This is a genomic window from Bacteroidota bacterium (assembly GCA_020161395.1).
In the GTDB taxonomy this organism is placed as follows: Bacteria; Bacteroidota; Ignavibacteria; order Ignavibacteriales; family Ignavibacteriaceae; genus UTCHB3.
The window spans coordinates 243,715-266,925 of record JAIUOE010000005.1; the positions used below are offsets into that span (position 1 = coordinate 243,715).

At 42.4% G+C, this 23,211-nt stretch carries 21 protein-coding genes; 7 read left to right on the forward strand and 14 right to left on the reverse strand.

The annotated features are described in order from the left end of the window. Window positions 1-75 precede the first annotated feature (75 nt). On the reverse strand, window positions 76-2,847 hold the full coding sequence (locus LCH52_10320) for a T9SS type A sorting domain-containing protein (protein MCA0388877.1): 2,772 nt from the start codon (window positions 2,845-2,847) through the stop codon (window positions 76-78). Window positions 2,848-3,160: 313 nt separating this feature from the next. Between LCH52_10320 and LCH52_10325 the strand changes: the two genes are divergently transcribed. Both LCH52_10325 and LCH52_10330 read left to right on the forward strand, forming a co-directional pair. Continuing rightward, window positions 3,161-4,624, forward strand: a complete 1,464-nt coding sequence (locus LCH52_10325; protein ID MCA0388878.1) for a glycosyltransferase family 2 protein — start codon at window positions 3,161-3,163, stop codon at window positions 4,622-4,624. After that, window positions 4,621-5,508 (forward strand): CoA ester lyase, encoded by an 888-nt coding sequence (locus LCH52_10330; protein ID MCA0388879.1) that lies wholly within the window; start codon window positions 4,621-4,623, stop codon window positions 5,506-5,508. Before LCH52_10325 ends, LCH52_10330 begins: the two co-directional genes overlap by 4 nt. 105 nt (window positions 5,509-5,613) lie before the next feature. On the opposite strand, the gene LCH52_10335 is transcribed toward LCH52_10330, so the two are convergent. After that, window positions 5,614-6,243 carry a nitroreductase family protein gene (locus LCH52_10335; protein ID MCA0388880.1) on the reverse strand — a complete coding sequence of 210 codons (630 nt, stop codon included), beginning with the start codon at window positions 6,241-6,243 and terminating at the stop codon, window positions 5,614-5,616. Between the two features lie 126 nt (window positions 6,244-6,369). Here LCH52_10335 and LCH52_10340 point away from each other — a divergent pair, with 126 nt between their 5' ends. After that, window positions 6,370-6,822 carry a nucleoside deaminase gene (locus LCH52_10340; protein MCA0388881.1) on the forward strand — a complete coding sequence of 151 codons (453 nt, stop codon included), beginning with the start codon at window positions 6,370-6,372 and terminating at the stop codon, window positions 6,820-6,822. Between the two features lie 170 nt (window positions 6,823-6,992). Then, window positions 6,993-7,643 (forward strand): peroxiredoxin, encoded by a 651-nt coding sequence (locus LCH52_10345; protein MCA0388882.1) that lies wholly within the window; start codon window positions 6,993-6,995, stop codon window positions 7,641-7,643. Window positions 7,644-7,710: 67 nt separating this feature from the next. On the opposite strand, the gene LCH52_10350 is transcribed toward LCH52_10345, so the two are convergent. The 6 genes from LCH52_10350 to LCH52_10375 all read right to left on the reverse strand — a co-directional run bounded on the left by LCH52_10350 (window position 7,711) and on the right by LCH52_10375 (window position 11,412). Further along, window positions 7,711-8,160 (reverse strand): PepSY-like domain-containing protein, encoded by a 450-nt coding sequence (locus tag LCH52_10350; protein ID MCA0388883.1) that lies wholly within the window; start codon window positions 8,158-8,160, stop codon window positions 7,711-7,713. A gap of 99 nt (window positions 8,161-8,259) precedes the next feature. Next, window positions 8,260-9,519 carry a HAMP domain-containing histidine kinase gene (locus tag LCH52_10355; GenBank protein MCA0388884.1) on the reverse strand — a complete coding sequence of 420 codons (1,260 nt, stop codon included), beginning with the start codon at window positions 9,517-9,519 and terminating at the stop codon, window positions 8,260-8,262. Continuing rightward, the gene (locus LCH52_10360) at window positions 9,516-10,190 is read right to left on the reverse strand and encodes a response regulator transcription factor (GenBank protein ID MCA0388885.1); all 675 of its coding nucleotides are present in this window, start codon (window positions 10,188-10,190) and stop codon (window positions 9,516-9,518) included. Before LCH52_10360 ends, LCH52_10355 begins: the two co-directional genes overlap by 4 nt. A 64-nt stretch (window positions 10,191-10,254) precedes the next feature. Next, a complete protein-coding gene (locus tag LCH52_10365; protein MCA0388886.1) occupies window positions 10,255-10,803 on the reverse strand; it encodes a HipA domain-containing protein in 549 nt (182 codons plus the stop codon). 56 nt (window positions 10,804-10,859) lie between these two features. Further along, a complete protein-coding gene (locus LCH52_10370; GenBank protein MCA0388887.1) occupies window positions 10,860-11,186 on the reverse strand; it encodes a HipA N-terminal domain-containing protein in 327 nt (108 codons plus the stop codon). Then, window positions 11,179-11,412 carry a helix-turn-helix domain-containing protein gene (locus LCH52_10375; protein MCA0388888.1) on the reverse strand — a complete coding sequence of 78 codons (234 nt, stop codon included), beginning with the start codon at window positions 11,410-11,412 and terminating at the stop codon, window positions 11,179-11,181. The genes LCH52_10370 and LCH52_10375 overlap by 8 nt, the downstream gene beginning before the upstream one ends. A 181-nt stretch (window positions 11,413-11,593) precedes the next feature. On the opposite strand from LCH52_10375, the gene LCH52_10380 reads away from it, so the two are divergent. Together LCH52_10380 and LCH52_10385 are read left to right on the forward strand one after the other, a co-directional pair. Further along, window positions 11,594-13,129 (forward strand): ATP-binding protein, encoded by a 1,536-nt coding sequence (locus LCH52_10380; GenBank protein ID MCA0388889.1) that lies wholly within the window; start codon window positions 11,594-11,596, stop codon window positions 13,127-13,129. Between the two features lie 85 nt (window positions 13,130-13,214). After that, entirely contained in the window at window positions 13,215-14,300 is a 1,086-nt protein-coding gene (locus tag LCH52_10385) for an O-methyltransferase (protein MCA0388890.1), read from the forward strand. A gap of 5 nt (window positions 14,301-14,305) precedes the next feature. On the opposite strand, the gene LCH52_10390 is transcribed toward LCH52_10385, so the two are convergent. Together LCH52_10390 and LCH52_10395 are read right to left on the reverse strand one after the other, a co-directional pair. After that, window positions 14,306-15,799, reverse strand: a complete 1,494-nt coding sequence (locus LCH52_10390; GenBank protein ID MCA0388891.1) for a hypothetical protein — start codon at window positions 15,797-15,799, stop codon at window positions 14,306-14,308. Between the two features lie 23 nt (window positions 15,800-15,822). After that, the gene (locus tag LCH52_10395; protein ID MCA0388892.1) at window positions 15,823-16,041 is read right to left on the reverse strand and encodes a cation transporter; all 219 of its coding nucleotides are present in this window, start codon (window positions 16,039-16,041) and stop codon (window positions 15,823-15,825) included. Window positions 16,042-16,123: 82 nt separating this feature from the next. On the opposite strand from LCH52_10395, the gene LCH52_10400 reads away from it, so the two are divergent. Next, window positions 16,124-18,187 carry a S9 family peptidase gene (locus LCH52_10400; protein ID MCA0388893.1) on the forward strand — a complete coding sequence of 688 codons (2,064 nt, stop codon included), beginning with the start codon at window positions 16,124-16,126 and terminating at the stop codon, window positions 18,185-18,187. Window positions 18,188-18,346: 159 nt separating this feature from the next. Here the strand turns inward: LCH52_10400 and LCH52_10405 are convergent, their stop codons facing one another. From LCH52_10405 to LCH52_10420, 4 genes are all read right to left on the reverse strand, one after another. Next, window positions 18,347-18,952 carry a hypothetical protein gene (locus LCH52_10405; GenBank protein ID MCA0388894.1) on the reverse strand — a complete coding sequence of 202 codons (606 nt, stop codon included), beginning with the start codon at window positions 18,950-18,952 and terminating at the stop codon, window positions 18,347-18,349. A 27-nt stretch (window positions 18,953-18,979) separates the two neighbouring features. Next, a complete protein-coding gene (locus LCH52_10410) occupies window positions 18,980-20,689 on the reverse strand; it encodes a glutamine--tRNA ligase/YqeY domain fusion protein (protein ID MCA0388895.1) in 1,710 nt (569 codons plus the stop codon). Between the two features lie 172 nt (window positions 20,690-20,861). Then, complete coding sequence (locus tag LCH52_10415) at window positions 20,862-21,296, reverse strand: hypothetical protein (protein ID MCA0388896.1); 435 nt, start codon at window positions 21,294-21,296, stop codon at window positions 20,862-20,864. Between the two features lie 293 nt (window positions 21,297-21,589). Beyond that, complete coding sequence (locus LCH52_10420) at window positions 21,590-23,146, reverse strand: SUMF1/EgtB/PvdO family nonheme iron enzyme (GenBank protein MCA0388897.1); 1,557 nt, start codon at window positions 23,144-23,146, stop codon at window positions 21,590-21,592. Between the last annotated feature and the right edge of the window lie 65 nt (window positions 23,147-23,211).

Consider the following 23,211-nt stretch of genomic DNA (forward strand, 5'->3'; position numbering starts at 1 on the left):
GCACGGGAAGGAATTTAAACAAAAAAACCCGGGAGAGTTTTCGCTTCCCGGGTTCGTAAAATATAAAGGTTTAGTCTAACGGAGGTAGATAACCTTCTTCGACAGGAATTCTGTTTTGCCCGAACCAAGATTTTTGATCCGTGCGTGAACAAGATAAACACCACTGGCGAGAGTGGTATTAAAGTTGTCCTTTCCGTTCCAGTTATACCTCTTCGCTCCCTTCACTTCCTCATTTATTGCGATATCCCTGACCAACTGACCGGTGATATCGTATATGCTGAGTGTTACGCTCGAGAGTTCAGGCAGACTGAGTTTGATCAGCGACATCGAATTGAAGGGGTTGGGCCAGATATCGAGCATAAGCGAATCGACAACTTCCTCTTCACTCTGAATACCTGTGAGTTTGCTCTCATCCCAAGGATTTATGAGATAATGAACAGTGTCATTCGGCTCAAGAACAAGGAAAGCCGTATAGTCGCAAAGCACCCTGTCACTAAACGCCATGTCAACGATCAAAGCTGTATCATATGCGGCATTAACAAGCATCTCGTTTATCTTCTCGTTTGTCAGGATGCTTGGCATTATTGTTCTGCTGCTTATTGTATCAAACTGCACCGTAAATGGGTACTGCTTTGTGAAAAGTGTGTCATTTCCGGAGAATTTGGCTTTCACATCTATTGTTACGGTGTTCGTGTTCTGATATTTCCCGATGAAGAACAGGGGTGCCCAGTAGTTTTTAAGGTTTTTCCTTATCTCACGGAATTCGGAAATCAAACCACCCGACTGTGCAGAAGCATTAATAACCAGGGTATCAAGTGCAGGCATCGATGTTGCCAGACCCGACGAAATGAAATCCCAGTCATAAATCGCTTTTTCGAAGTGCAGTCCGCCCCTCTTTTCAGCTATCCTTGAAAGAAGCAAACCACTTCCGTAGTATGTCTTCAGGTTGTTGTAGGTGACAGGCGGAATTACGAATGGTTCGCCGTCGAGCAGGTTTACAGTACTTATCATTGGTTTTTTCTCACCAAGCATAACATTGAACTGATTCACCTTCTGAGCGATCTCTTCTTCTGTGTAATACTTGTCGGAATTGCTGGCAATTATTATCTTCGAAGGGTGTTCCTGAACATTGAAGTTCGTGATGAAATCCAGAAAGTCAGGGAGCATCAAAGTACCGTTTGTTACATTCATTCCCATCATTGGCGGATTGACCAGCGATTTCAGACTGAGGTCATCATCATATCCGTAAATTCCCGAGACAACATACAGTCCGCTTAACACCTTTTTCGAGAGGACGGCAATTTTGTCCATCGAATTTTTCAACTCAACTTTCACACTACCATCGTTGTGATTCAACACATGAGTGGTCTTCCTCTCCAGCGAGAAGGGGAATCCCATCCCGAGATTACCGTTTTCATTTCTGAACCATGTATTGAACTTCGTAATGGTTGTATCCACTCTCAAATTGGTGAAATAGTTCTTGAGAAGGGAATCCTGCATCACGGTCGATTTTGATGTGTAGGAAAGGAATCTGCCACCACGACTGAGCATCAAATTGAGCGTATCTTTGTATCTCGCAATCGTATCCTGATGTTTGAATCTTCCCACAGGCAGGTATGCCATTACCAGGTCGCTGGATGTGATCTGGTCAATACCAGTTCCAAATTCGTTAACAGCCTTGTAATTTGCCAGAGTGCTGATACCGTGGAAATCCATCGTCCATCTTGCGTCATTGTCCAGCCAGAGAATTTTCCGTTTCTTCACCTGTTGAGCCGCAATTCCGGGTCCGCTGTTCAAATAGTTTGTGAACATGTTTTGAAGATTCCACCCGGCTATAACGGAATAGGGGGTCCATCCGTCGGTTATCTCGACAATGTTGTTCCCTCCTGCCATAAAGATCCTTGCCGAATCTCCATCCCTGATACTGCCTGTTATCAGTTTCCGCAAATTTGTCGCCTGAGTCGATAGATTTTTGCTGAAATCACCACTCACATCAAAAGCGTACATCAGCCTCTGCGGCGTTCGGGAAGTATCCACATTAAATATGGTACCCAGCGAAAGACCCAGTTCAAAATAATTCTCGCCGGGTTTCTTTTTCTCCGAACTGAAATATGTCCCGAAATTGAACGGGAAATCATAAGTCATTTTGAGCGACTGGTAACTCGCCACATTCCCCAGGTAGGTATAGAAATAGCTGAACCCCATCGTATCCGCCTTCGGGACAAAAGTCGACCCCGGCGCTTCATATATCGATGGCAAAGGAGTATCCGCATGTGTCCTCCTGAACAGTATATGCAAAGGAAGATTAACCAGGGAATTAGCTCTCAAAAGACCGTAAGGAAGTTCGGCTATGTTTTTGTTTTGAGCGTATTGAAGTGGTACGAGATATGAGATTTTAACTTTTCGGGTTGTACCCGACCTTAGAGGAAAGATGTGGAGCTCATACTGCTCTCCAATCTTTGTCAGATAACCCGGATCAGGGTTCGTCGGAATGTGGATAATGCTGTCGTAAAGTTTCCTGGCTCTCCAGGTATCAATGTGCAGCGCTTGCATCACATTGTTACCCATCCACATCCAGAGATCTTTCATTATCGCACCTTGTGGCAATTCGAACCGGTGAACAATCTCAACATTGTTGTTACCGAACAGTCCGTTGTCTGTATAGTAAATGTATAACGATTGCTCTGTGAATGCACCCCTTGGCTCCACCACCAAAGTTACATCCTTCATGTACGCAGCGCGTTCCGGTACCCAGGGTTGCAATGGTATTCTGGCGATCAAAGTATTTATCGCCGACATCTCCGTCACAAATAAGCATACGATTAAAAGCATGTATAGCCGTTTCATTGGCATGCCTCCTTCCGATCACTCTCCCGCCAAATTATGGTCCCGTGATCTTTAGTTTTTTTCGGCGTCACCAGCAAGGCTGATTATTTCCCACCACCGAAATTTGATTATTTGTTGATGAAATTAAACATAATTTAATTGAACCACAATAGCCGGTTATTCATTTATATTTCCCTTATTCGCTCCCCTTCTCGTAAAAAATTAGTAAGTTTGTATTATTCTTTTTTAGACACTTTTATTGAAGTCTAACTGACATTTCAGTTACTCTTTTTACATTAACCGAACGAAAATAACGACACACGGAGATATTTACATGGAGAGACAAATCACCGTTTTCCTTCCTTACAGCGGAGGAGAACATACAAAAACCACAATCACAAATCTGCAATCAACAGGGACGGTCGACAAAATATTTTTGCTGGCAACTCAGGACGGTCTGACCCCGCTCCCCGGTGCTGAAATTCTGAAGGTTGACTCGATTCAGTCTTCAGCCGGAATAAGAGCAATCGTTGCAAACTGTGCGACTCCTTACTTTGCTTATATCAAACAGGATACAATCATCGAACCGGGACAGTTCGGATTCGAAAGAATGCTCCTCGTCGCAGACGCCACTTCAGCATCGATGATCTACTCGGATTACTATGAAATAAAAGAAGGCAACGCATCTCCACACCCTGTTATCGATTATCAGGCAGGAAGCCTCCGCGATGACTTCAATTTCGGCTATCTCATGCTGTTCAATACAGAAGTGGCTAAAAAAGCTGTAGAAGAAACCAAAGATGAAAACTTTTCGTTCGCGGGTGCCTACAGCCTTCGCCTCGCTGTCTCAAGATTCGGTGATCTCGTCAGGGTTGGTGAATTCCTCTACTCCTCCATCGAACACGATACCCGGAAATCGGGCGAAAAACTTTTTGACTATGTCGATCCCCGTAACCGTGCGGTACAAATCGAAATGGAACAGGCATGTACAAATTATCTTAAATCGATCGGTGCACTCCTCACTCCCGAACACTTTAAAAGCATCGATTTCACGAAAACAGATTTTGAGTTCACAGCTTCGGTCATCATTCCCGTAAGGAACAGAGTAACAACCGTTGCAGATGCAATCCAGTCCGTTCTGAAACAAAAAACTGATTTCCCCTTCAACCTGATTATAATTGATAATCACTCCAGCGACGGTACTACAGAGAAAATCAAGGAATTTGCTTCCGATCCAAGACTTCTTCACCTCATCCCTGAAAGAAAAGACCTTGGAATTGGCGGCTGCTGGAACCTCGGTGTTCATCATGAAAAGTGTGGCATGTTTGCCGTCCAGCTCGACAGCGATGACCTCTATAACGATGAAAACACACTGCAAACAGTCGTTGACACTTTCAAAAAAGAAAAATGTGCAATGGTTATTGGTACCTACCAGATGACCAACTTCAAACTGGAAGAGATACCTCCGGGAATCATCGATCATAAGGAATGGACTGATGACAACGGACCAAACAATGCTCTCAGAATCAACGGACTCGGTGCCCCAAGAGCTTTCTACACACCTGTTCTTCGCGAAATAAAAATACCGAATGTCTCCTATGGCGAAGATTACGGAGTTGGTCTCGCGATTTCCAGACAATATCGTATCGGAAGAATTTATCATCCAATCTACCTCTGCCGCAGATGGGAAGGAAATTCAGATTCCGCGCTGAGCATTCCGCAGGTAAATGCACACAACTGGTACAAGGATAAACTCCGTTCGTTCGAACTTAAGGCGAGGATGAAAAAACTCTCTTGAGAAGGTCAGTACTCTCCGTACCGGGACACATCGCTAAAATGCACCTGAAAGCTTCTGCTTCAGGTGCAGATGTCGTCATGCTCGACCTCGAAGACAGCGTACCTCTTTCCGAAAAAAGATCCGCCCGTCTTCAGGTCGTTGAATCAATCAATTCCCTCGACTGGGGCAACAAGTTCCTCTCGATCAGGATTAACAGACCGGGCGACCGCTTCGCCTACAGAGACATCGTGGAAATTATCCCGTTTTGCAGTGATAAACTCGATTCCATCGTAATTCCAAAAGTCTCCTCTGCCGCTGATATCCACTTTGTCGAAAAACTTCTGAACTCACTCGAGGATGAATATTCACTCAAAAACAGAATATTCATCGAACCTTCCATCGAGGACGCCCTCGGACTTGAAAATGTTTCGGAGATTGCCGCCGCTTCGGAGAGAAATATTACCCTCGTATTCGGTATTGCAGATTTCTCCTCTTCCATCGGTGCCAAATTCATATCGATTTCAGGTCATGGTGAAAATGAGGATACCTACCCGGGTCACCGCTGGCAGTATGTCCTTTCAAGAATGGTGGTGGCAGCTAAAGCCCGTAATCTCGCTGTTATTGATGCTCCTTATGGCAATTTCAGCGATCCAAACGGTCTGAGAAAATCAGCCGAACTCGCTGCCGCTCTCGGAGTGGATGGCAAGTGGGCAATACATCCTGCTCAGATTGAAATAATCAATGCGGTCTTCTCCCCTTCCCCTCAGGAAATTGAACGGGCAAAAAGAGTACTGGATGCTTATGAAAATGCTCTAAAGGAGGGAAAAGGTGCGGTTGAACTCGATGGCAGAATGATCGACAATGCAACCATACGCCTTGCAAAAATAACCCTGAATAAGATATAATTAAACCGCAAGGCAAATAAAAACCACAGAGCACACAGAGAGCACAGAGGATCTAATTGGTTTACTTCTCTGTGTACTCTGTGTACTCTGTGGTTAAATTCGGGTCTATTCTATAATCTCGAGAATTGACTCAAGAGGCAGTTTTTCCCTCGCCGGAAGCGACTCAAGAGGCTTCCCGACCGCAACACACGCCGCAAGGCGGTATGGCTCCTTGATTCCCAGCAACGGCTCCAGTTCTTCCCGGGCGACAAGAAGACCCGTCAGCCAGCAACATCCATAACCCATCCCTGTGGCAGCAAGCATGATATTCTCTATTGCAGCTCCGATACTCTGGATGTCAGGGTAGTTCCGCATCTTGTTCATCTCTTCATGAGTCATTCCTGATGCTTCGAGAATCGTGTCAACAATTGCATCATACGATTTCATCTGTACCGCTATAACAGCGGGTGCATCGGTGAAGACTGTGGAAAAATGTGAAACGGTTGTCTTTATCTTCTCACCTTTGCTGTCTTCAGTTGAATTAAGAAGAGTTGAAATCTTATGATTCACAACATTCGACATTTTGGCAATCACATCTTTATTCGTTACAACAACAAATTTCCATAGCTGTGCATTATTTATACTGGGGGCAAGACCCGCAAGCCTTACCAGTTCTTTCAAATCTTCAAGAGGAAGGCTCTCCGGCTTAAAATGCCTGACACTTCTTCTGCGTTCTATTACTTCTTTGATCTCCATAAATTTTCCCATTTGTGTACTGAAACTTAACAATATTTTAGCTCCCCGTGAAATCAATTTAATCCCCGTAAATTTGTAATTTGCATTGTTTATTTAATTTTGAACTCATTTCACGGAGATCACAGAATGAAAGCCAAAAATTATGATGAGATGTTGCAGGTTGCAATAGAAGAAGCCAGAACCGGACTTGCTGAAGGTGGAATTCCGATAGGAGGTGCCATTTTCGACCTCGAAGGAAATCTGGTAGGAAGAGGACACAACCGCCGGATTCAGGAAGACGATCCATCCATCCACGGCGAAACCGATGCATTCAGAAAAGCCGGAAGGCAGCGAACATACCGGGATAAGATTCTTGTAACAACTCTTGCACCCTGTTGGTACTGCTCTGGTCTTGCCAGACAATTCAATTTCAGAACTGTAATTGTCGGTGAGTCTGTAAATTTCGACGGAGGAGTTCAGTGGCTCCGGGAATCGGGTATAGAGGTCATTGACATGAATTCATCAGAATGTATCGATATGCTGAAAGACTACATCACAAAAAATCCCGAAGTCTGGAACGAGGATATCGGAGAAGAGTGATATTGTATCTTTGGAGACTCCTGATCGGGGTCAGTCACCGTCTCCATTCAATGAAATAAGCTCTTAAGCGAATCTGTTCCCGTTTTTATTCATCTAACTTATGTTGATCTTTGAGAGTCTTTTTTCCGGATTTTCTCAAATCCATGATTAAGTTAAAAAAGGATAAAAATATGGAAAACATGCAAAATCGAATTCCGCTTCTTGGCGAAAAAATGCCGGACATTACTGTCCAGACCACTCACGGAGTCAAAAACATCCCCGGTGACTATGCCGGCAAATGGATTGTACTCTTTAGCCATCCGGGAGACTTCACTCCCGTCTGTACTACTGAATTTGTTGCTTTTGCGAGCAGAAACGAACAGTTTAAGAATTTGAACGCCGAACTCGTCGGATTGTCAATTGATCAGGTTTTCGCTCATATCAAATGGGTTGAATGGATTCAGGACAATCTTGATGTGAAGATACCTTTCCCGATCATTGCAGATGATATGGGTAGAACTGCCGAAAAACTCGGGATGATTCACCCGGGAAAAGGAACAAATACCGTTCGCGCGGTCTTTATTATCGATCCCCTCGGACTGATACGACTGATGATCTATTATCCTCAGGAAATCGGACGACAAATCGATGAAATACTTAGAGCACTGAAGGCTCTACAGATTTCTGATGCGAACAAAGTGGCAATGCCGGAAAACTGGCCCAACAATGAAATGCTGAAGGATAAGGTCATTATCCCTCCCCCAAAAGACATGGCAGGAGTTGAAGACCGTAAACAGTATGAGGGACCCGACTGGTGGTTTAAGTATAAATCGCTAAACTGATTAAACAAAAAAAAGGCTGCCATTTCCCGTGGCAGCCTTTTTTAATCATTTTCAGACAACAAGTGAATTAACCTTTAGCTTCTTTTTCTTTGTCTTTCATCTTCAGAAAATTTCCGGACTTGTCGAACATCAAATCATGTTTCGACTTTGCTTTCGTTATCTCAGCTTCATAAGTTACGGTTCCCTTGGCATCAGTTATCATTGCAGCTTCGGTTACCTTGTAGCCGGAATAATGTTTTGTAATGTAGGTTTTAACTCCCTTGGGCAGCTCTTTTTCGGTGATTGAAGACTCTGTTTCCTTCACTTTCCCGTTCGCTTCGAATGTCACGGTAACATTTTTACCGTTTTCCTTGAAAGACGCTTCAAATTCACTCTCTCCCTCTTTGTCCCACTTCACCGATGTGGCTTTTGGGTAAAGTTTTGTGAATGCATTTGTAACATCCTTCGGCACCTTCACGGTCTGTGAAAAAGCGACAAAAGATAATGACAGAGCCATTATTGCAAGACTTCTTAACATCTTTGCGGTTCCTTCTGTTTGTTTGACAATTTGAATTAATTACAGGCGAAACTTAATAATCGATTCTAAAGGAATTCTGTAGACTCTTTTGAAATACTATTATTTCCCGCCCGTTCCCCTGAATTGAATTGAAATTGTGTAAACCCCGTTCGAATACTGATTTGATACCACGAATCCGTATAAGTCACAAATCTTCTTCACAATTGTCAGACCAAGGCCGGTGGAATCGGATGAACCCGACTCTTTATAAAACCGCTTGAAAAATTTTACCGGCTCCGAACCTGGTTCTTCTGCACTGTTTGATATAGTCAGCTTCCCCCGCTCCGTAATGATCTTTATTTTACCATCAGTAACATTATGTTTAATTGCATTTGACAAAAGATTTTGAAGAAGTATCTCTAAAAGGTGTGCATTCATCAGAATGTAATCACCTGCCGTTATCTCTGTCTCGACCGTTAAGTTTTTTGATTCACAAAATTCCCGGTTAAGCTCAACCGTTACTCCCAGAACATTGGAGAGCAGGAGGGATTCAGATTCGAAGAGTGATTTGTTGTCCAGCTTGTTCAACAACAGAATTGATTTATTGATTTTTTCTATTTTATTCAGATTCTGAAGTACAACTACCATCTGCCGAAGGTGCTGCTCACTAATATCTCCATCCTGCAACAACAACTCAATCTTCGATTTTATTACAGCAACCGGTGTCTGAATCTCATGATTGACCTCCTCCGTAAACTCCTTCAGACTTTTATACTCACCGACCGCCCTTTCTGAAAGAAATTCAAGAGACCTGTTCAATGTTTCAAATTCATCGGTATCAGAGGCTTCAAATGTGAGTTTCTTTCCTTCCTTCAAAGAGAATCCTTTTAACTTCTCCAGTGAAGAATAGAAATCACGGAACAGCTTTTTCGAACTGTAATTATTCAAAAGAGAGAAAACCAGTACCATCAACAAAACAGCCACGATGGTAAGCAGTGACTGATCACGAAGCATCTCCTTCTTTTCAAGCATCGATATGCGAACGGTGCATTTGTAGTTCGTGCCGTTAACGGTAAGAAATGTAACCAGTTGCCGGTACGGTTCCGTTTCATCGCTCCCGCCAATCCGAAGATCTGTATCACTGAACTCACTTTTCCTTCCAGCCGTATTTGTCTCCTCTATCTCCACAAACGGTGAGAAATTCACCTCTTTATTCTGCCGCAACTCCTCGAAAGCTTTCTTCGTGATATTAACCAGTTGTTCGTCCACCTCATCAGAAATTGCCATCTGGTTGAACAGATACACACTCGTTGAGATCATTATAAAAAAGAGAACTGACGAAAAAAGGAAATACCGGCTGATTTTCTGTGTTAGTTTCATCGCAAACTGAATTTGTAGCCCAAACCATAAATTGAATTGATGTAGTCCCCCGCACCATTCTCCTTAAGTTTCTTCCGCAGGTTTTTGATGTGGGTGTAAACAAAGTCGAAATTGTCATAAGCACTCGAATCCTCGCCCCAGATGTGCTCCACTATCGATTCCTTCACCAGAACCCGTTCCTGATTGCTGATAAAGAAAAGGAGTATATCGAACTCCCTCCGTGTCAGCTCCACATAATTGTCATTTACATGCACTTCCCGCCGCTCCGTGTCTATCCTGATTTCATTTATGACCACAACATTACTTCCCCCAAAATTCCTTCGTCTCAGCACCGATTTTATCCTTGCCATCAACTCGGCGAGATGAAAAGGCTTGGTTATGTAATCATCCGCTCCTGTTTCCAGACCCGTAAGTTTGTCATCAAGAGTAATCTTTGCAGTAATGATGATGATGCCGCACTTCGGCTGAATCTTTTTCAATTCCTTTACAATATCGAGACCGGAACCGCCGGGTAGCATTAAGTCAACCACGGCACAGTCATACTCATACATGCCGGTCATGTAAAGCGCCGAATCATAATCACAAGCCTCATCACACAGATATGAGTTTCCGATGAATTCGACAATCGATTTGGAAAGTTCTTTTTCGTCTTCAATAATCAAAATTTTCATGGCGAAATTTATGCCTTAATTCTGAAGAAATCCGGAACATTTAAAATTCCAATAAATGTGCGGTTTATCTCTCCAGTCTTCTCCGTCTCTCGAGATATTTGCTAAAATAAATGGCCTTTAGATCATCCCTAAGGAAGGAACTGTTAATCAGATCGGAAACCTTTTCTGTCATTTTTAGGAGTGGATCGTAAAGAGTAGAAAACCTTTTCGAATTTATTCCGGTCTTTTTTGCAAAAACCTCAAAATCCTCCTTTGTGAATTTGGAGCCTGCTTTGAATGCCTCAGTCATAAAATCCGCCTCAAAAAGTTCAAGTGCCATGTCAGACTCCCGGGGTACATGAATCTCTGTATTAAGAAGATCGTATGCAGGGGATAAAGTTCTTCCTCGTGTCATACTGTCTTCAATTAGTGAAAAATTTTTAATATGAGCATCCCCGTTCGAAAACAAATAATTGAATACGACCAGTCGGAAAAAGTTCTCAACCTCAATTTTTGGTGCGGTCGTATATCTTGTTACGAGTTCTGCAAGTCTTTCATAAGAAAACGAGTATTTGTAGTTTATTCCTTCTTTCTCTTCGGTTTTTCCGGCAATTTGTGCGAAATCCTCCATCAAAAGTTTTTTGCCGGATGGCTCCCGGTCAAACCTGTTTCAATCACCCGGGGGAATTTTCAATCTTCATGCTTCCTCACAGTAATTGCTCCAATGGTTTCCGTACCGGCGGTTTCCAGAAGGCGGGTGAAATGATCTTTTTCATCAATTTTTAATAACCGGCACTGTAATTCCTTTAATTCTCCTTCTGCAAGCATCCCAAAGAAAAAGGGGAAAAGCACATCAGACTCAAATTTTTTCTCTTTTTTGAGAAGTGTCACACTTATCGACGGCATTTCAGGGTCATTTAGATAGTCATCAGAATATTCGAAATAATATCTTCCGGCTTTTCGCTCAATCTTGCCTGCAAGTCTTTCCAAATAATAAACATAACCTGTCTCATTCATACTTCTTAACCTTTATCAGTATTTCCATTCCCAGTGTCTCAACAATTCTCTGCAACTGATCAAAGCCCGGATTTGCCTTGCCGGCCTCGATATCCACCAGGCTTCTAAGACTGACTTCGCTTATCTCTGCCAAATCCTTTTGAGTGATGCCCAAATGCATACGCATCTCTTTAATGTGTCTGCCAATTTCTGTTTTATTCATTTTCTTATGTGCACTATCTTGCATAATTTATTGATTTACAACCTGAATATACGAACGAAATGACCGAATATGCAAATTGTTGCACAAATGAAAAATAGTCATCCCGAAAAAGAATCACAACCAAATACCCTCCCCCAAATATTACCCGTTTTGATTTCATCCCCCCCTTTTGCTTATATTTAAAGATATCATTTTAGGAATTTGCATGAAAAGATTGCCAATCGGTGTTCAAGACTTCGCAAAACTTCGGGAAGACAATTATTTATACATCGATAAAACAGCTCAATTAGAAAAGCTTGTCTCCGGGTATAACTATGCCTTCATCTCCCGTCCAAGACGGTTTGGGAAATCGCTTTTCGTTGCAACTATGGAAGAATTCTTCAAGGGCAATCGCGAGCTCTTTAATGGATTGCATATCTATAATTTCCCGAAATGGGAAAGTTTTCCAATAATCAGACTCGATTTTTCAAGAATTTCACACCAAAATCCTGAAGTTTTTCAAAAATCTTTAGTGGCACGACTTCAAACAATCGCACGGGAGCACGATATCGAAATCGATGCATCCATTGAATCAGAATTCATGCCCGGGCTCATTGAAGCATTGCAGGCCAAATATCAAAAGAGGGTTGTGATTCTTGTTGACGAGTACGATAAACCAATCATCGATTACATCCTTCAACCGGAAATTGCGGATGGTAACCGTGATATTCTGCGAAATCTGTTCTCCTCGCTGAAATCGCTTGATGATAAACTCAGATTCGTTTTTCTTACCGGTGTCACAAGATTTTCCAAAGTATCCCTCTTTTCAGGCCTGAACCAGATATCCGATCTGACTCTTTCACCATCTTTCTCAACGACTTTTGGTTATACTCAGGAAGAACTTATCCACTACTTTGAAGGACATATCAAGAAAATAGCGAAATCTTTTTCCGGAACAAGAGATCAGCTTCTGCAAACCATAAAATTCTGGTACAATGGTTACAGTTGGGATGGAAAGAATACCCTCTATAACCCTTTCTCCATTCTTTCTCTTTTCACGACTTTGGAATTTCAGAATTACTGGTTTGCAACAGGATCACCCGCATTTCTGATGAAATTGATAAAAGAGAAATCAATTTTCTTCCCTGCTCTGCAGAATGCATTTTTTAGTGGACTCGATCTTGAAAATCATGATGTCACTAAATTATCTCTTGGAAGCCTTCTGTTTCAGACAGGGTATCTGACGGTAAAAAGCAAAACATCCGATTTGTCAGGCGTTGAATATCAAATGGATTATCCTAATTTTGAGGTAAAAGATGCGTTCTATAAATATCTGTCTTCAGAGTTTACAAATTCAGAACCTGTTGAAGTTACTTCGGCAATCAGGAATATTCGTAATTCTTTCCTTCAAGAGGATTTTCAACTTCTCCTTGACACTCTGAAATCCCTTTTCGCACAAATTCCTTCAAATCTCTACATCTCCGCAGAAAAATATTATCATTCCCTCTTTATTATGATAATGTATCTCTCCGGAATTAAAGTGGAATCGGAAGTGAACACAAACATTGGCAGAATTGACGGAGTAGTAGAATTCCCCGATAAAATCTATATAATCGAATTCAAATACAACCTCCCCCCTGAAGAAGGTCTGCAACAGATAAAACAAAAAAAATATTACGAAAAATATCTCTCCTCCGGAAAACGGCTGATTTTAGTCGGTGTCAGTTTCACAAGGTCAGATATATCCTTGGCTGTGGAATAATCTGAGACTCTTTCAAATTTATTTCTTTGTTTTTCCTTCCGTTTTAACTTTATTCGCATAATTAATTATTCTTTACACGGATACTATGCCCGATATTCATACGCCCGAAACATCACAATACCTTAATTCTCTTCCACGGAGGACAAACCCTCTGATTACTGATATGGAAGAGTTTGCCAAACAGAATTTTGTACCAATACTTGACGCAGCGTCTGCTCAATTTCTTGAATTTCTCGTCAAGGCAACGGGCGCAAAAACGGTATTGGAAATCGGGACCGCCATAGGTTACTCAACTGTTAGAATTGCTGCCGCACTTCCGGAAAATGGAGTGGTTTATACCATCGAAAAATCCACTGATATGATTCCACTCGCCGAGCAGAACTTCGATGCATCGGGATTTTCCGGTAAAATTAAATTGCTGAAAGGTGAGGCGGTACATTTTCTTCTTAATATGAATATCGAGTTTGATCTCATTTTTCTGGATGCCGACAAGGAAGATTACCGCCGTCTGTTCGAATTCTCCCTGCCACTTCTGAAAAAAGGCGGGGTTTATCTTGTCGATAACCTTCTTTGGCACGGATACACTTCAGCAACCGGGGAAATACCGCCAAAATACCTGAGATCAACAGGTCTGATCAGGGAATTTAATCAGCATTTTTTCTCTGTTCCATCGCTTGAGTCTTCTTTGATTCCAATCGGTGACGGGCTCGGGCTGGGATATAAAACTGTTAAATTTGGAGAGGATAAATTGAGCGAACTGCACTACTGTTATAAAAATTTCAATCTGCTCGCAACAGACAGACTCGAAGAGGCGAAGGATATTCTCACTCTTATCGAACTTGCTCTCGAATGCAATCTGGAAAAACCCTTCGAAAACCTCTGCTTCGATGCAAAATATATGATCGGGTTGGGGAGCTCAATTGCGAAGGCGGAAGAAAATCCGGAAATAAATTCACTCGGAACAATGAGGGAAGATCTCAACAAGACTATTCTAAAATTTCTTCAGGGGTTCCGTGAACTTCTCTCTGAAGCTGATGAAGAGACCCAAATCTATTTCCTGAATAAATATCTTCAGCAGGAAGAGGATGAAGAGGGAATGGAAGACCTGCTCAGACTTGTGAATGACTTCGCAGAGCTGAAACTGATTCTGAATGAATTAAAACGGGGATGATGGAACTAAAAAAACTGAACTACCTTTAAATCTTTAATATTTTCAGGCAGAAGACTTTTCTTCACCCTGAACCTGTAAATATTGCTCACACCAGCAACCGGTCGCCTGTCCACAAATTTGTAATGGGCATCAACCACGGTATCACTGTAAAGATTGTAGATGATGATATCTTCACGGGTCACAAAGAAGAGGTATTTCTCCCCTTCGTAGCTCCGGGTCGGTACCACTTCCTTAAACAATCTGCTTGTGTAATTGTTAATTCCCGGAATCTCCGACAATGCAAACGACCCCTTTGCATGAAACCAGTAATAATCACCACCATCGAAAACTCGAACCATCTCACCATCATAAATCATCGGAAGTGTATCCTGAACATCTTCGACCTGAATGTTCCGCTCCGCCGCATATTCCCCGGCAAACTTTATGAACTCATCTTTTTTCGGGACCTTCAACTCCACAGAATTTCCTGTCATCGACTTCTCATTTGGAGAGTTTTTCTGCATGTAAAGTCTCAGATACTCCTTTGCTCCGAGTTCCCTGATGAGGAAGTGGTTGTATGCTGCAGCGAGAGGAATCGAGAACGATTTGTCCTGTGCCGCAAAAGAAGTGTCTTCTGCCAAAGTTGAGATGTCAAGAATTCCCTCTTTTTGAAGGAAAGCACCAAGCTTCACAAGCAGTCCGGGTGAACGGGGAGGCATTCCTCCAAGAGCAGCACCAAATCCTTCACCAAATAATTTCGGAGTATTCAGATTCATCTTACGAAGTTTGAACCGCAACAACTGCTCTGCAAGTCCTGTGATATTCATCGGCGTGCAGGTTATTATCTCATCCCACGCGGGAATAAAGGCACCTTTTGCCTCATCTGCCCCGAACTCGGCAACATTTTTCTCGTGCAACGCAACGATATAAATCAGGCGTTTCTTTTTAAGCTCAGCTTTCTCCTCATTTGTAAATTCGAGGAGTTTCATTATTGCCGCGGCATTTTTCTCAATTTGAGCGCCGGAATATGAATTGAAATTCTTTTTCTCTCTAACGAAAAAATCAAAATAGTCCGTTTCATATTTGGTCCAGTACAGGGTGAGATAACTTGAGGGAGCGACAAGCTGAAATTTTTTGAAATAAAAATATTTTTTGTAGTTGACGGAGGGGATGGCGACTTCGACACGGAAAAAATCCTGTGGCAGGTTCTCAATCTTATGAGATATTTCCGTCTCACCTTTTAAAATGCTGTTTCTTACAGAAAGGGGGATTTCACTTCCCGCCAAAACTTTGGTAGAAACATCATTGTAGGATATATTTAACCGCTCCGCCCTTTCAAGCGATTGCGGTTCCGCATAATGAACTATCCTCGCGGGGTCGCTGATAAGATACTGAACGAAACCCTTGACAAAATCTTCTCTTGAGGGTTGAGCAGAAACCAGAGAAGCAAGAAGGATGAAAAAGCAGGCTATTCTCGTCATTAATTTCATCTCGGTTATCATTATCGTTTCAACTTTCAACAAAAACTCCCGGGGAACAAAAACTATTTTTTTATCTCTTCGATGGAAACCACGGTAAATCCTGCGTTCTTCACAGCTTCTTCGATCTCTTCTCTTTTTACTTTTGTCTGATCAAATCTGACTTCTGCACTCCCGACCTTTACACCCAGTATGTTTACAGCAAGTTCAGATAATTCCACTTCCACTGCCTTCACACAGTGACCGCATGTCATTCCGTCAATAGTAATTTTTACACTTTCCATCGGCATTCCTAAATTAAGAAAAATTGATTATTTTCTGTATGAAATTTTAATTAAATTTTTCAGAAAACAGGATACAATTTAAATGAAAAAAATGATTTCATTGCTCCTATTAATTTTGCTCATCTCTCCGTCGTATGCACAAAAAAGAGCATTCACACTTGATGATATCTATAAAGTCAAAAATGTAAGCGCCCCGGCTCTCTCTCCAAAAGGAGATGTGATGCTCTACTCTGTTACCCGATACGAAATGAAGGGCGGGAAGAGTTATACCGATCTTTTTCTCGCCAATCTTGACGGGACCGGTGCGGTGAAGTTGAATCCCGATAAAGAAGGATGGTATTCTCCTGCTTTCGCTCCGGATGCAAACTCCTTTTATTTTATCTCATATAAAGGAGGAAATGCGCAACTGTGCAACTACTCCCTTGCTTCAAAAGAAGTAAAGAAACTTTTTTCATTCTACATGGGGATAAATGACTATACAGTTTCCCCGGACGGCAAAAAAATAGCCTTTTCCTCCAAAGTCTATCCTGAATGCGGAGAAAATGACAACTGCAATGAAACAAATTACTCGAATTTCAAGGATGGTCCAGTTCACGCACATGTCTCCGATAACCTTTTCGTTCGTCACTGGACGGAGTATGAAGATGATCTCTATTCACATCTTTTCATCTATGATGTCGCAACAAACTCAATAAAGGACATCACTCCCGGTAATTTCCATTCTCCAATCTTCATGCTCGGAGGTGGTGTCGGATATAATTTCTCGACTGATTCAAAGTCGATTGTCTTTGCTTCAAACCGTGAAAAAGATCAGGCATCTACCACAAACTCCGACCTCTGGATGACAGATATTGATGGTAAAGCCCTCAAAAACCTGACTCAAGTTAACAAATCATGGGACGGTCATCCGGTTTTCTCCCCCGACGGGAAATACCTCGCATACAGAATGCAAACCGTTCCCGGATACGAATCGGATAAATTCAGAATCGCACTTTACGACTTGTCCAGTGGAGTTGTAAAAGTAATTTCCGATGCGTTCGACAACTGGGTTACAGACATTTTATGGAGTCCCGACTCGAAAAAAATCTATTTTACAGGCGATGTGCAGGGATACTCTCCCCTTTTCAACATCGATATTTCAACGCTGAAAATTGAAGAACTTATTTCCAAAAAGAATGTAGGCGGGTTCACCGTTTCCCCTGATGGAAAAAAACTTTTCTACACATACAGGCTGAATCACCTCCCGGCGGAAATCTACTCCCTCGATCTGGCAACTAAAAAAGAGACGCAACTGACTTTTGTAAATAAACAGCTAACGGATGAAGTCGATTTCAGACCTGTCGAACATCAATGGGTCCCCGGTGCTGACGGAAAGAAAGTCCATGTGATGATTGTAAAACCTCACGGTTTCGATCCGAATAAAAAATATCCACTCATCGTGAATATCCACGGCGGTCCGCAAAGCCAGTGGTCTGATGCCTACCGTGGGGATAATCAGGTATATGCTGGTTACGGATATATCTATGCACTTCCAAACCCCCACGGTTCCACAGGATACGGACAGGATTACACAGCGGCAATTTCGGGTGACTGGACAGGTAAAGTAGTCGAGGATATCTATAAGGTTACTGACTACCTCGAAAATCTTCCCTATGTGGATAAATCAAGAGTTGGTGCAATGGGATGGTCTTTTGGCGGGTATATGGTAAACTGGCTTCAGGCAACCACAAAAAGATACAAATGTTTTGCCTCCATGATGGGGCTCTACAATCTCGATGCCTTCTACGGCACAACAGAAGAACTCTGGTTCCCTGAGTGGGATCTCAAAGGAACTCCCTGGACATCAAAACAATATAAAGCCAACAGTCCGTCAGAGTTCGTCAAAAATTTCTCAACACCGACCCTCATCGTAACAGGCGAAAGGGATTACCGCGTCTCATACAACCAAAGCCTCGAATATTTCACAGCTCTTCAGAAACTTGGTATCGACTCCCGCTTGATCATTTTTGACAACGATGGTCACTGGCCCTCACATACCAAATCGATGCCCCTTTACTACAATGCCCACCTCGAGTGGTTCCACAAATATCTGAAAGGCGACCCCGCCCCGTACGACACAAAAAAGATGGGGAAAAACAAGTTTTAGGTATTAGGTATTAGGTATTAGGTATTAGGTATTAGGTATTAGGTATTAAATTTACAGAAGTTTACTATCAATTCCAAATTTTTTATTCGAAATGGTTTGATTCGGATGGAACTTTTTGTCTTCGGCACAAAGCTAGTATATCGAATTAATACCTAATACCTAATAATTAACATTAAGTTCTTTATAAAGTTTTGTCTTTTTGAACTCGGCGTTGTCTTTCGTGAGGTCAACTATTTTTTTGCCGAGGTCGGCGACTTTCAGTTCAAGCATTACATTGGCTTCCCAGCCGTCAGCCACTTTGTTGATTGAGCTGTCAGCTACGACGGGTTTTTGAAGCAATTCATTTTTAGCTAGTTTGCCGGCATTCGAAAAGATGTCGGTAACTTCCTTTTGATTTTTCAGCTTCTCTTTTTTCAGCGATTTCTGATAATCCTCAAGCTTTTGTTCGATCTGCTGCGAAAGTCCGTTCTTTGCACCGTCCATCGCTTTCACCATGGCAGTTTCCTTGTCGGATGCCTTGGCTGAGAATGTCGAAAGCAGAAGATCGGGTGAATAACCGAGACCGCCCTCATCTGGCATCTCTTTGTTAAAACCTTTCTCGAAAGCACCCGATTCCTCAGGCACTTCAACGGGAGCCGGTACCACTTCCTCTTCCTCTTTCTTTTCCTTTTTCTCTTCCTTGTTTTGTGCAGTGGCACAGCCGTTGAGCACAACCCAGAGAGGAAGGACCGTAATGAGAAACAAAAACAATTTATGGGAATTCATATTGATCTCAATCTAAAATTTTTCTCGCTATTTATTCGCTTTAGCCCAGTTGTCCCGAAGTGTAACTGTCCTGTTGAATACAGGCTTTCCCGGAAGCGAATCTTTTATGTCAGCACAAAAATAGCCGAGTCTTTCGAACTGACATGTGAACCCCGGCACCACATCCTTTAGATAGGGTTCGAGTTTGCAGTTATTTAGCACGGTGAGGGAATTAGGATTCAGATTATCCGTCCATTCCTTCCCTTCGTCAGGTCTGTTCGGGTCAACATGATCAAACAACCTGTCATAAAGCCTTACTTCAGCATCAATTGCATCTTTTGCAGAAACCCAGTGTATTGTACCTTTAACTTTACGACCGTCCGGTGAGTTCCCGCCTTTGCTCGCAGGGTCATACTCACAGTATATTTCAACGATTTCACCCGTCGTTTCATCCTTTTTGAATCCGGTACACTTCGCAAAATAAGCCCATCTCAAACGAACTTCATTACCCGGGAAAAGACGGAAATAACCTTTTACAGGTTCTTCCATAAAGTCTTCCCGCTCAATGTAGAGTTCTCTCGAAAACGGCACCTTCCTGCTCCCTTTTTCGGGCTCTTCAGGATTGATCGTAAATTCCATCTCCTCGGTCTGATCCTCGGGGTAGTTTGTGATTATCACCTTGAGCGGATTGATTACAGCCATTGCCCGTTCTGCATGTCTGTTCAGATCTTCCCTGATTGAGAATTCAAGAAGTGCAACATCAATTATCGATTCTCTCTTTGCAACTCCAACACGGTCGGCAAAATTTCTTATCGCCTCCGGTGTGTAGCCTCTCCTTCTCAGTCCGGCAATGGTCGGCATCCTTGGATCATCCCATCCGTTGACGAATCCTTTTGTAACCAGTTCGTTCAACCTCCGTTTGCTCATGATTGTGTAATTGAGATTCAAACGGGCAAATTCAATCTGCTGCGGGTGGCAAGGAGTTTCGAGCGTATCCAAAACCCAGTCGTATAGTGGACGGTGGTCTTCAAATTCCAGTGTACATATCGAATGTGTAATCCCTTCAAGCATGTCGGAAAGTGCATGAGCGTAGTCATACATCGGATAGATACACCACGCATCACCCGTCCGGTGGTGGTGGGCACGCATGATCCGGTAAATGACAGGATCACGCATATTTATATTGCCTGAACTCATGTCAATTTTGGCTCTCAGCGTCTTTGAACCGTCGGGAAATTCGCCTGCTCTCATTCTTCTGAAGAGGTCAAGATTCTCCTCCACGCTCCGGTTTCTGTAGGGACTTTCTTTCCCGGGTTCTGTCAGGGTTCCGCGGTATGCTCTCATTTCTTCGGGCGAAAGCTCGCAAACGAATGCTTTTCCTTTTAATATAAGTTGTTCAGCAAAATCATACAGCTTCTCAAAATAATCGGATGCGTAAAAAAGTCCGTCACCCCAGTCAAATCCGAGCCACTTCACATCTTCCATAATGGAATCAACATACTCGGTGTCTTCCTTGCTGGGATTTGTGTCGTCAAACCTCAGGTTCGTCCTGCCGTTATAGTCAATTCCGATTCCAAAATTGAGGCAGATCGATTTCGCATGTCCGATGTGCAGGTAACCGTTCGGTTCGGGCGGGAATCTGGTGAGAACTTTTGTACCATTCTTTCCGGTACGCAGGTCTTCATCAATTATCTGTCTGATAAAATCTCTTGGAGCAGAAACTTCTGTATTATTGTTGTTTTCCAATTCTTCCGGCATGTTATTCTTTTGCTAAATATTTAATAAATGAATCCAAATTTACATAATTTGTCTCTAAGTTCATAAGCAAAGCGATTTGCCGGAGAATGGTCGGATGCACCTCTCCCGTTGGAGACTTCCGGAAACCTCCATGGAAAATTCCCTGCGACTTCTTTTTAGGGGGCAGTTTTTGCTATTTCAACAAGTATGCGGTAAATATACCGTTCCACTTCCCTCCATTACTTGTTTTGCCTTCAATCGTCCTTCCATCACCGGATAAAGAAAGTTTGTATGAGTCAAGGGCAATTATCCCAAGCGGGTCTTCCTCTTTATAACCTGACATCTGAATTTCATCGCCCGTTAGAGTTCCTTCAAGAAACTCGACGGCAATCCGGTCGATGTATTGTTGAAATTTTCCGGGCTTCGTGGCTTTAAGTTGCCAGACGAGTACTGCTTCGAATTTTGAACCACCTGTGGAATTCATGACAAGTGTGCCGGCAAAGGAAGTACTGTTATTGTCAGTCCAGTTGACCGACCAGGCTCCGTTCAGCCTTTCGGAGTGTTGTGCGCTGATCTCAAAAAAGAGAATCAGGAAAAGAAGAGTTGTAACTTGTGCGAATCGTTTCATTTTATTCCTCATGTATGGAATTTAACACATTACAATAAACCAATTCTCTCGCACAGATAATGTAACAATTATTCCCACAATGTCAATGAATTTATGTTTTTTTGTTTTGTGTCTTGGTTTCCTACCCATATATCGCCACAAGGGCTCTTTTGAAAGGGGTCACTTGATTCTACACATATGTCGCCACAAGGGCTTTCTTAAAAGGGGTCGCTTGATTCTACACATATGTCGCCCAAAGGGCTTTCCTTTCAATTCTTCCCCATCCTGAATATCGTGTTCAGAAACAGTCCCTCCTACATTCTCCTCGCTAACCGGAAACCGATCCCGTAACCTTTACTAAAAGGGCCCAGACTGTAACGATAGTCAACTTTGCAATGCTCTTCTGAATCATTCCAACTGCCACCTCGAAGTACAGTCGCAGAACCATAATAAATATCCCAGCACCATTCCCAAACATTACCGCTCATATCAAAAATTTTTAACTCGTTTGGCTGTTTCGTCCCAACAGATTTGGTTGAGCCATTTGAATTTTCGTTGAACCAGGCAACTCTGTTTATTTCATTACTTCCGCTATACTGATACTTGAAACTCTTATTCCCTCCTCTTGCTGCAAATTCCCACTCCTTTACTGTTGGTAGTCGATATCCATTAGCTTTGAAATCACAAATATTCATTTCCCTGTCTGTCCCAATATTTCCGGACAAAACGCCATTCTGTTTTTGAATCTTAAAGTAACATTGTGACAATCCTTCAAGCAAACTCAACTTATTGCAAAATTTCATTGCATCATATTTGTTAATATTTTCCACAGGCTTGGAATCTCCTTTAAAGAATGAAGGATTCTGCACCATAACTGTTTCCCAAAGTTTTTGGGTTACAGGAGTATTCGCAATATAAAAAGAATTCACAGAAATTTCCACTTTACCCCCCATCAAAAAAGTGCCTCCTTCAACAAACACCATTTCATTCCCGATTCCCGATTTTACGACGGGTTCGGGTATGCTGATTTTTGGTGAATAAATTTTTTGAGGCATGGGTTGGGAAATCTCAATTTTGCCATTCAAAGCCTTCAAGAACTCGTCAATACTCTGGTATCTCTTTCTTTTGTCTTTTTGAATTGACTTCATCACAGCACCCACAACATTTTCAGGAATATGTGGATAAAACTCCCTTGGATCGGGGATCTCTGCGTCGTGCACCTGTTTCATTATCGCAAAAGGATTGGAGGTATTTGCAAAATTAAACGGCAGTCTTCCGGCGAGCATTTCGTAGAAAGTCATCCCCAGACTGTAAATATCACTCCGCTCATCTATTTCCTCTCCCTCCATTTGCTCGGGAGACATATAATAGATTGTTCCCATTTTCATACCGGCGGTACCCATCGTGGCACCAAGAACCTTTGCAATCCCAAAATCAGTAATTTTTACCGTTCCATCACTTCCCACCAGAATGTTTGCAGGTTTTATATCACGGTGTACAATTCCGTTCTGATGGGCATGCGACATCCCCCGCAAAATTTGTGTGAAAAGGGGTACTGCCTTTTCAGCAATGATAGGACCAACTTCTTTCCCGATGATCTGAGAAAGGGGTTTACCGTCAACGAATTCCATTGCAATATAGAGTTCGTTTTCAAACGAGAAAAAATCGTTTACCTGAACAATGTTGGGGTGTGAAAGTTTTGAGAGGACGACGGCTTCATTTTCGAATCGTTTTTGTATTTCCGGGGAGTCATCGTTGAGTTGTTTTAATGCAAGAATTTCATTTCGAAGTGTGTGCCGCACCTTATAGACAGTGCCCATTCCACCTCTTCCTACCCGTTCAAGAACTTCATAAGAGTTAATTTTTTTCATCGCAATCAAAATTAGTAGTTCAAATACAATGTGATTTTTACAAATTCAATTTAATCATAAATATT

Bases quoted from the DNA above. Each gene is read 5' to 3' on its own strand.
- LCH52_10370 (MCA0388887.1), bottom strand. From the start codon at position 11,186: ATGAATGAGACAGGTTATGTTTATTATTTGGAAAGACTTGCAGGCAAG.
- LCH52_10385 (MCA0388890.1), top strand. From the start codon at position 13,215: ATGCCCGATATTCATACGCCCGAAACATCACAATACCTTAATTCTCTT.
- LCH52_10350 (MCA0388883.1), bottom strand. From the start codon at position 8,160: ATGTTAAGAAGTCTTGCAATAATGGCTCTGTCATTATCTTTTGTCGCT.
- LCH52_10415 (MCA0388896.1), bottom strand. From the start codon at position 21,296: ATGAAACGATTCGCACAAGTTACAACTCTTCTTTTCCTGATTCTCTTT.
- LCH52_10405 (MCA0388894.1), bottom strand. From the start codon at position 18,952: ATGAATTCCCATAAATTGTTTTTGTTTCTCATTACGGTCCTTCCTCTC.
- LCH52_10375 (MCA0388888.1), bottom strand. From the start codon at position 11,412: ATGCAAGATAGTGCACATAAGAAAATGAATAAAACAGAAATTGGCAGA.
- LCH52_10355 (MCA0388884.1), bottom strand. From the start codon at position 9,519: ATGAAACTAACACAGAAAATCAGCCGGTATTTCCTTTTTTCGTCAGTT.
- LCH52_10335 (MCA0388880.1), bottom strand. From the start codon at position 6,243: ATGGAGATCAAAGAAGTAATAGAACGCAGAAGAAGTGTCAGGCATTTT.
- LCH52_10360 (MCA0388885.1), bottom strand. From the start codon at position 10,190: ATGAAAATTTTGATTATTGAAGACGAAAAAGAACTTTCCAAATCGATT.
- LCH52_10395 (MCA0388892.1), bottom strand. From the start codon at position 16,041: ATGGAAAGTGTAAAAATTACTATTGACGGAATGACATGCGGTCACTGT.
- LCH52_10340 (MCA0388881.1), top strand. From the start codon at position 6,370: ATGAAAGCCAAAAATTATGATGAGATGTTGCAGGTTGCAATAGAAGAA.
- LCH52_10320 (MCA0388877.1), bottom strand. From the start codon at position 2,847: ATGAAACGGCTATACATGCTTTTAATCGTATGCTTATTTGTGACGGAG.
- LCH52_10345 (MCA0388882.1), top strand. From the start codon at position 6,993: ATGGAAAACATGCAAAATCGAATTCCGCTTCTTGGCGAAAAAATGCCG.
- LCH52_10325 (MCA0388878.1), top strand. From the start codon at position 3,161: ATGGAGAGACAAATCACCGTTTTCCTTCCTTACAGCGGAGGAGAACAT.
- LCH52_10400 (MCA0388893.1), top strand. From the start codon at position 16,124: ATGAAAAAAATGATTTCATTGCTCCTATTAATTTTGCTCATCTCTCCG.
- LCH52_10420 (MCA0388897.1), bottom strand. From the start codon at position 23,146: ATGAAAAAAATTAACTCTTATGAAGTTCTTGAACGGGTAGGAAGAGGT.
- LCH52_10410 (MCA0388895.1), bottom strand. From the start codon at position 20,689: ATGCCGGAAGAATTGGAAAACAACAATAATACAGAAGTTTCTGCTCCA.
- LCH52_10380 (MCA0388889.1), top strand. From the start codon at position 11,594: ATGAAAAGATTGCCAATCGGTGTTCAAGACTTCGCAAAACTTCGGGAA.